At 71.6% G+C, this 6,106-nt stretch carries 7 protein-coding genes; 2 read left to right on the top strand and 5 right to left on the bottom strand.

Annotated features, from left to right (window positions below; all coding sequences use genetic code 11):
- Nucleotides 1-310 (top strand): hypothetical protein (locus LQV45_RS15820; RefSeq protein WP_230007861.1); only part of this gene is annotated, 310 nt, incomplete at its 5' end.
- Between the two features lie 7 nt (nt 311-317).
- Here LQV45_RS15820 and LQV45_RS15815 read toward each other — a convergent pair.
- The 5 genes from LQV45_RS15815 to LQV45_RS15795 form a co-directional block, all read right to left on the bottom strand.
- Nucleotides 318-1,088 carry a DUF2993 domain-containing protein gene (locus LQV45_RS15815; RefSeq protein WP_230007860.1) on the bottom strand — a complete coding sequence of 257 codons (771 nt, stop codon included), beginning with the start codon at nt 1,086-1,088 and terminating at the stop codon, nt 318-320.
- Between the two features lie 2 nt (nt 1,089-1,090).
- A complete protein-coding gene (locus LQV45_RS15810; protein WP_230007859.1) occupies nt 1,091-2,755 on the bottom strand; it encodes an arginine--tRNA ligase in 1,665 nt (554 codons plus the stop codon).
- A gap of 39 nt (nt 2,756-2,794) precedes the next feature.
- Nucleotides 2,795-3,604 (bottom strand): transglutaminase family protein, encoded by an 810-nt coding sequence (locus LQV45_RS15805; RefSeq protein ID WP_230007858.1) that lies wholly within the window; start codon nt 3,602-3,604, stop codon nt 2,795-2,797.
- A 174-nt stretch (nt 3,605-3,778) separates the two neighbouring features.
- Entirely contained in the window at nt 3,779-5,200 is a 1,422-nt protein-coding gene (locus tag LQV45_RS15800) for a serine/threonine-protein kinase (protein WP_230007857.1), read from the bottom strand.
- A gap of 36 nt (nt 5,201-5,236) precedes the next feature.
- Nucleotides 5,237-5,491, bottom strand: coding sequence for a DUF6458 family protein (locus tag LQV45_RS15795; RefSeq protein WP_230007856.1), 255 nt, complete (start codon nt 5,489-5,491; stop codon nt 5,237-5,239).
- Between the two features lie 208 nt (nt 5,492-5,699).
- Between LQV45_RS15795 and LQV45_RS15790 the strand changes: the two genes are divergently transcribed.
- Nucleotides 5,700-5,864 (top strand): hypothetical protein, encoded by a 165-nt coding sequence (locus LQV45_RS15790; RefSeq protein ID WP_230007855.1) that lies wholly within the window; start codon nt 5,700-5,702, stop codon nt 5,862-5,864.
- The last annotated feature ends 242 nt before the right edge of the window (nt 5,865-6,106 follow it).

Here is a 6,106-nt window from a genome sequence, read left to right as displayed (position 1 = left end):
GCTCCGGCTCGCCGACCCCGCCCCGGGATCCCCTGGGGACGGAACTCGGTACCAGCGCGCGGACGCCGTCGACTGGTGCGCACTGCCCGACGACCGACTCGCGGTGCTGTCCGGTCACGCCGACGGCAGCGGGACGCTGCGGGTGCTCGCGGGAGTCGCGCCCACCCTGTGGCGCACGGCCTCCGGTGTGCGGCGCGACGAGCTCGTCGCGGCCGTCGACGCCGCGTTCGCGTGCCCCGATCCCGGAGAGGTCACCGATCGGGCCCTGGAATCGCTGATCGAGGCGGGTCTGCTGCGCGCGTCGGTCTGAGCGCGGCTCAGCCGCACGTGCCGTTCTGCTGCAGCGCGGGGTCGTCGAGCAGGCCACCGTCGATGGCGAACATCGCCACGAGGTCGTCGCCCTGCACGGTGACCGAGTCGAGCGTCAGCCCGGCGGGAAGGCGATCGGCGATGCACAGGTTCCACGTCCGCAGAGCCCCGTCGGCGACGCCGCCCAACTGACCGCGGAGAGTCTCGGCATCCACGCGGTTGCCGCCGAGCTCGAACGAGGACGGCGTGAGTGTGAGGTCGCCGTCGGCTGCGCCCGGGGTCAGGGAGATCCCGACCGGGATGGGGACGCCGAAGACCGAGAACTGCGTCGAGAGGGTGACGTCGGGCGCCGCGGTGCCGACCGTGTCCGACGGGAAATCGGGGATCTGCGACAGCAGCGCCCGCAGCTGCGCGGGATCCAGGCGCACCGAAGCCGAACCGCCCGATGCGGCCGCGCCCCCGGCGACCGGAACGCCCTGCAACCGCACACGGACGTCACCGGTGAGCGACCCGATCGCGGCGTCGTCCGCCGACACCCCGACCTCGTCCAGTCGGCCCGAGATCAGCTGCGGCAGGACGATGCCCGGCACCTCGACGTCGACCGGCTGATCGGCGGGCAGACCCACCTTCTGCACGACGAGCGAGCGCACCGTGCTCGCCACGGCCGAGCGCGCAATCGCCTCGGCGGCCACGAGAAGACCCGCGACCACCACCACGATCACCGCGACGATCGCGATCGTCCGGCCGGTCCGGCGGCGGGGCCGCGTGGCATCCGTCATGACTACATGCGCTCCGGGGCGCCGACGCCGAGCAGCGTGAGGCCGTTGCGCAGCACCTGACCGGTCGCGTCGTTCAGCCACAGGCGCGTGCGGTGCACGGACTCGATCGGGGCGTCGCCGAGCGGGATGACGCGGCAGTTGTCGTACCAACGGTGATAGAGCCCCGCGAGCTCCTCGAGGTAGCGGGCCACGCGGTGGGGCTCGCGCACCTCTGCGGCGTACGCGACGACGCGCGGGTACTCCTGCAGCGCGCCCAGCAGGGCGGACTCGGTCTCGTGCTCGAGCAGCTCGGGGGCGAACTCGGAGCGGTCGACACCCGAATCGGCGGCGTTGCGAGCGACGTTGTGCGTGCGCGCGTGGGCGTATTGCACGTAGAAGACGGGGTTGTCGTTCGTGCGCTTCTGCAGGATCTCGGGGTCGAGCGTCAGCGGCGAATCGGCCGGGTACCGCGCGAGGGAGTACCGCAGCGCGTCGGTGCCGAGCCACTCCTGCAGGTCGTCGAGCTCGATGATGTTGCCCGCGCGCTTGGACAGCTTGGCGCCGTTGATCGACACGAGCTGCCCGATGAGCACCTCGATGTCCTTCTCGGGGTCGTCGCCGGCCGCGCCCGCGAGCGCCTTCAAGCGGTGCACGTAGCCGTGATGGTCGGCACCGAGCAGGTAGATCTTGTGCGCGAAGCCGCGATCGCCCTTGTTGAGGTAGTACGCGGCATCCGCGGCGAAGTACGTGTACTCGCCGTTGGAACGACGGATGACGCGGTCCTTGTCGTCGCCGAAATCCGTGGTGCGGACCCACACAGCGCCCTCGTCGTCGAAGACGTGTCCCTGCGCGCGCAAGCGGTCGACGGCCTCGTCGACGAGGCTCGGCTGACCGTCGACGCGCGCGTGGAGCGTCCGCTCCGAGAACCACACGTCGAAGTGCACGTTGAACCGCTCGAGCGAGGCCTGGATCTCGCCCAGCTGGAACCCGTAGGCCAGCTCGGTGGCCGCGGTGATCTGCTCGGCCCGGTCGAGGTCGCGGATGCCGGGCTGAGCGGCGGCGACCCGCTCCGCGAGCGCCCCGATGTACGCGCCGCCGTAGCCGTCCTCGGGGGTCGGCTCGCCGTGCAGGGCCGCCACGACCGAGCGACCGAAGCGCTCCATCTGGGCGCCGGCGTCGTTGATGTAGAACTCGCGCACGAGTGTGGCTCCGCTGGCGAGCAGCACCCGGGCGATCGCGTCGCCGAGGGCGGCCCACCGCGTGTGGCCGATGTGCAACGGACCGGTGGGGTTGGCACTGACGAACTCGAGGTTGATCGTGTTGCCGCGCTGGGAGTCGTTCGATCCGAACGCCGCCCCCTGCTCGACGATCGTCTTCGCCAGGGCGCCGGCGGCGGCGGCATCCAGTCGGATGTTGATGAAGCCCGGGCCGGCGACCTCGACGCTCGCGATGCCGGCGACGCCCTCGAGGCCCGCGGCGATCTCCGCCGCGAACTCGCGCGGGTTCGCGCCGACGACCTTCGACAGCTTCAGCGCCGCGTTGGACGCCCAGTCCCCGTGATCGCGGTTCTTCGGCCGCTCCAGCGGTAGGTCGGCGGCGGTCAGCCCCGACGACGAACCCTCGCGTCGCGCCTCGGCGAGCGGGGCGATGACGGCGAGCAGGGCGGCGGAGAGGGCTGCGGGATCCATAACCCTGCAATTCTAGGCCGCGCGGGCGGCACGCCCGCCTCAGCCGATCTGCACCAGGGCTTCGTGGTCGTCGTGGCCGGTGGCATCCGGGGTCTGTTCTTCCAGGACCGCGTCGACGTACATGCGCTCGAGCCCGACGTAGCCGCCGTGGTAGCTGAGGAAGGCGCAATCGGCGGCGTCGCGCCCGGTGGCGATGCGGACGAGCGATCGGCGATCGGACAACCGCGTCGCGTCGATGACGTACCAGGCACCGTCGAGGTAGGCCTCGGCGACGGCGTGGAAGTCCATCGGTACGAGCCCCGGCGCGTAGCACGCGGCGTACCGCGCCGGCATGTCCATCGCGCGCAGCAGCGCGATCACGACGTGCGCGTAGTCGCGGCAGACGCCCTGTCCGGTCATGAGGGTCGTGACGGCGCTGTCGGTGCCGAGGCTGAGCCCGGGCGTGTAGGTGACGCTGGAGGCCACGAACGTCGAGACCGCCGCGATCAGGTCGGCGCCGGCGAGTCCGCGGAACTGCCGGCGGGCCTGGGCGAACACCTCGTCGGACTGGCAGTAGCGGCTCGGGCGCAGGTAGGTGATGGTCTCGAGGTCGCTCGTGTGCACCGTCGGCGACGCGCCGGAGACGACCGCTTCGTAGCGCACCGAGAGCGGACCCTGCTCTCCCGCGAGGCGGTGCAGGCGGCTTCCGGACTGGTCGATGATCTCGGTCGGGGTGTACACGCGATCGCCGCGCGAGAAAGTCAGTTGCTCGCTCGCGAGCGGGACGCCCTGAGCGGCGGTGATCTGGAAGATGAGGTCGACGGAGGACCCCAGATCGAGGTCGAGTTCAGCGGTCACTCGGCGCGGCACCGGGTAATCCTCGCATGGCCCGGAGGGGGTGGGGCGCGCGCCGGTCATCCGTCCTTCTTGCCCGGGCCACCGGGGCGGTCCTGGCCGGGACCGCCCTTGCCGGGACCGGAGTTCCCCGGCCCCTTTCCGCCCCGTTCGTCGGGTGTCGTCGGTTCGTCGGGAGATGTCGGTTCGTCATCGGAGGCATCGTCGTCCCCCACGGTGCTCTGTGTGGGCTCGGGCGTGTCCTCGACGACCGGGGTGGTGCTCTCGGTCGTCGGCTCGGGCGTGCTCTCGGCGATCGGCTCCGGAGCGGGCAGGAGCGAGGACAGATCGGCGCGGACGACGGCGATGCGGGCGAGGATCGCCTCGGCCTCCGCGGCGGAGAGGCTCCCGGCGTCGCGCTGCGCCGTCACGTCGGCGTCGAGCTGATCGAGCGTCGCCGACGCCGACGCGTAATCGCCGCCCGACGCCTGCGACGCGAGAGTCTGCACCACGCCCTGCCACGCGGTCGGTTCGGCGGCCGGCGGCGTGCATCCGGCGAGCGCGAGCACCGCGGCGAGCGCGATCGTCGTCGTGGCGGTTCGGCGGAGACTCACGGGCCCAGTTCCTTCCAGAGGTCGTCGACGTGCTGGTCCAGGGGCGCGGGCAGCGCGGGCAGCCCCGGGTCGCTCGCGGGTGCGGTGGATCCGAGGCCAGCACCCGCGTGCGGGTGAGGGCGTCCGGCGGCTCCGGCGACGGTTCGTCGAGCGGGACGGGCGGCACCGATTCGTTCGGGAGCGAGCGGAACTCGGCCCCGAGGGAGGCGGCATCCGGTCGCTCCGCCGGGTCGATCGCCGTCATGCGGGTCAACAGCGCACGCCAGGCGGCGGGGATGTACGCGGGGATCTCGGGCGACGAGACCAGCCGGGCCGCCAGAGCTTCGTGGGGCGTTCGCCCGCCGAACGGGCGGCGTCCGGTGAGCGACTCAATCAGGACGAGTCCGAGCGAGTAGACGTCGCTCGCGGGGGCGGCCGGCATTCCGCGCGCCTGTTCCGGGCTGAGGTAGGCCGCGGTGCCGATGACGGTATCGGCCCGCGTGACGCGCGTCGCCCCGACGAGGGCGGCGATCCCGAAGTCGGCGAGGGTCGCCCGTGCCCGTTCCCCGGTGTGCGCGGGCGGGCGCAACAGGATGTTGGACGGTTTGACGTCGCGGTGGACGATCCCGCGGCCATGGATGACTGACAGCGCTTCGGCGATCTCGCGACCGTACCGAGCGGCATCGACCGCGGGCACGGGTCCGCGGTGGACGAGGTCGGTGAGCGTGGGCCCGGCGATGAGTTCCATCGCGAGGTAGGTCGGCGAAGACGACAGACGGGCGTCGTACAGCGTCACGAGCGACGGATGCGAGAGCGAGGCCAGCAGCCGGATCTCGGACCGTACGCGCGCGGCATCCGCGGGATCGGCGCCGTCGCCCGTGATCACCTTCAGCGCGACGGTCCGCCCGAGCGAGGTGTCCACCGCCTCGTACACGCGCGCGTATCCGCCCTCGCCGAGCACCCGTCCGAGGCGGTACCGGCCATCGAACAGGTCGTCGGTGGCGGGGTCGGACGGTTGCGTCGTGTCGGTGTCTGTCATTCGGGTCCTCGATGCCGGGGCGAACCCCGGCGGTGTTCAGACGAGGTCGTCGTTCGAGGACCGCGTCGTCGAACGCGTGACCTGAGCGCTGCCCGCCCCTTCGCTGCGGGTGACGGTGTCGGTCTGGCGACGACGGACCATCAGCACGAGACCGATGACAAAGACGACCGCACCGGCTCCCATCATGATGTAGCCGATGGTCGTGAGATCGACGTAGTCGTTGGGGAGGTCCACGGCGAACGCGAGAATGGCGCCGATGACGATGAGCGCGATACCGGCTCCGATGCTCATGGCAGTCCTTTCGGGAGGGTCAGCTCAGGATGCCATCGCCCCGGTGAACGGTCGGGAGGTCTTGACAAGCGCGGCTCGGGGCGGTTGTGCGCCATCGTGACGTTCCGTCGTGTCGCTTTCCGTCCCGTGGGCCATCAGCGGGCCGCGAAACGAACGACCGAACGGAACCGGGCCGGGCGGGAGGAGTCCGCTGCGTACAGTCGCGAACATGTGGACCGTACTCATCATCCTTCTCATCGCGTGGGCGGTGCTCGCGGTCGTGGGTTTCGCGTTCGAGGGACTGCTCTGGCTCGGGATCATCGGGATCGTCCTCTTCGTGGGCACCGTGATCTTCGGGCTGGTGCGTCGCAGCGCCGCCCGCAACGCCTCGTAGTCCGCCGCACACCCGCACCCGCTCCCGCTCCCGCTCCCGCTCCCGCTCCCGCTCCCGCTCCCGACGGCCGCGCACTCACGGCGGGCGCCGTGTGTCAATGGGCGTGCGCTGCGTACCCGGACGGGCATCTGCTGTGCGCATGACCGTCGAGACCCCGGCCCCGAGCCGGAACAGCATCCCCGCCCACGCCACTCCCGCCGACCGCTCCTCGCCCGACACGGATCTCGGGCTCAGCGTCATCC

This window comes from Microbacterium sp. Bi128 (assembly GCF_918698205.1).
Note: the sequence above shows the minus strand (reverse complement) of the source record. Positions and strands in the feature narration are given on the sequence as shown.

Excerpts from the sequence above, each read along its gene's own strand:
- LQV45_RS15815 (WP_230007860.1), bottom strand. The coding sequence starts at position 1,088 with ATGACGGATGCCACGCGGCCCCGCCGCCGGACCGGCCGGACGATCGCG.
- LQV45_RS15810 (WP_230007859.1), bottom strand. The coding sequence starts at position 2,755 with ATGGATCCCGCAGCCCTCTCCGCCGCCCTGCTCGCCGTCATCGCCCCG.
- LQV45_RS15800 (WP_230007857.1), bottom strand. The coding sequence starts at position 5,200 with ATGACAGACACCGACACGACGCAACCGTCCGACCCCGCCACCGACGAC.
- LQV45_RS15795 (WP_230007856.1), bottom strand. The coding sequence starts at position 5,491 with ATGAGCATCGGAGCCGGTATCGCGCTCATCGTCATCGGCGCCATTCTC.
- LQV45_RS15790 (WP_230007855.1), top strand. The coding sequence starts at position 5,700 with ATGTGGACCGTACTCATCATCCTTCTCATCGCGTGGGCGGTGCTCGCG.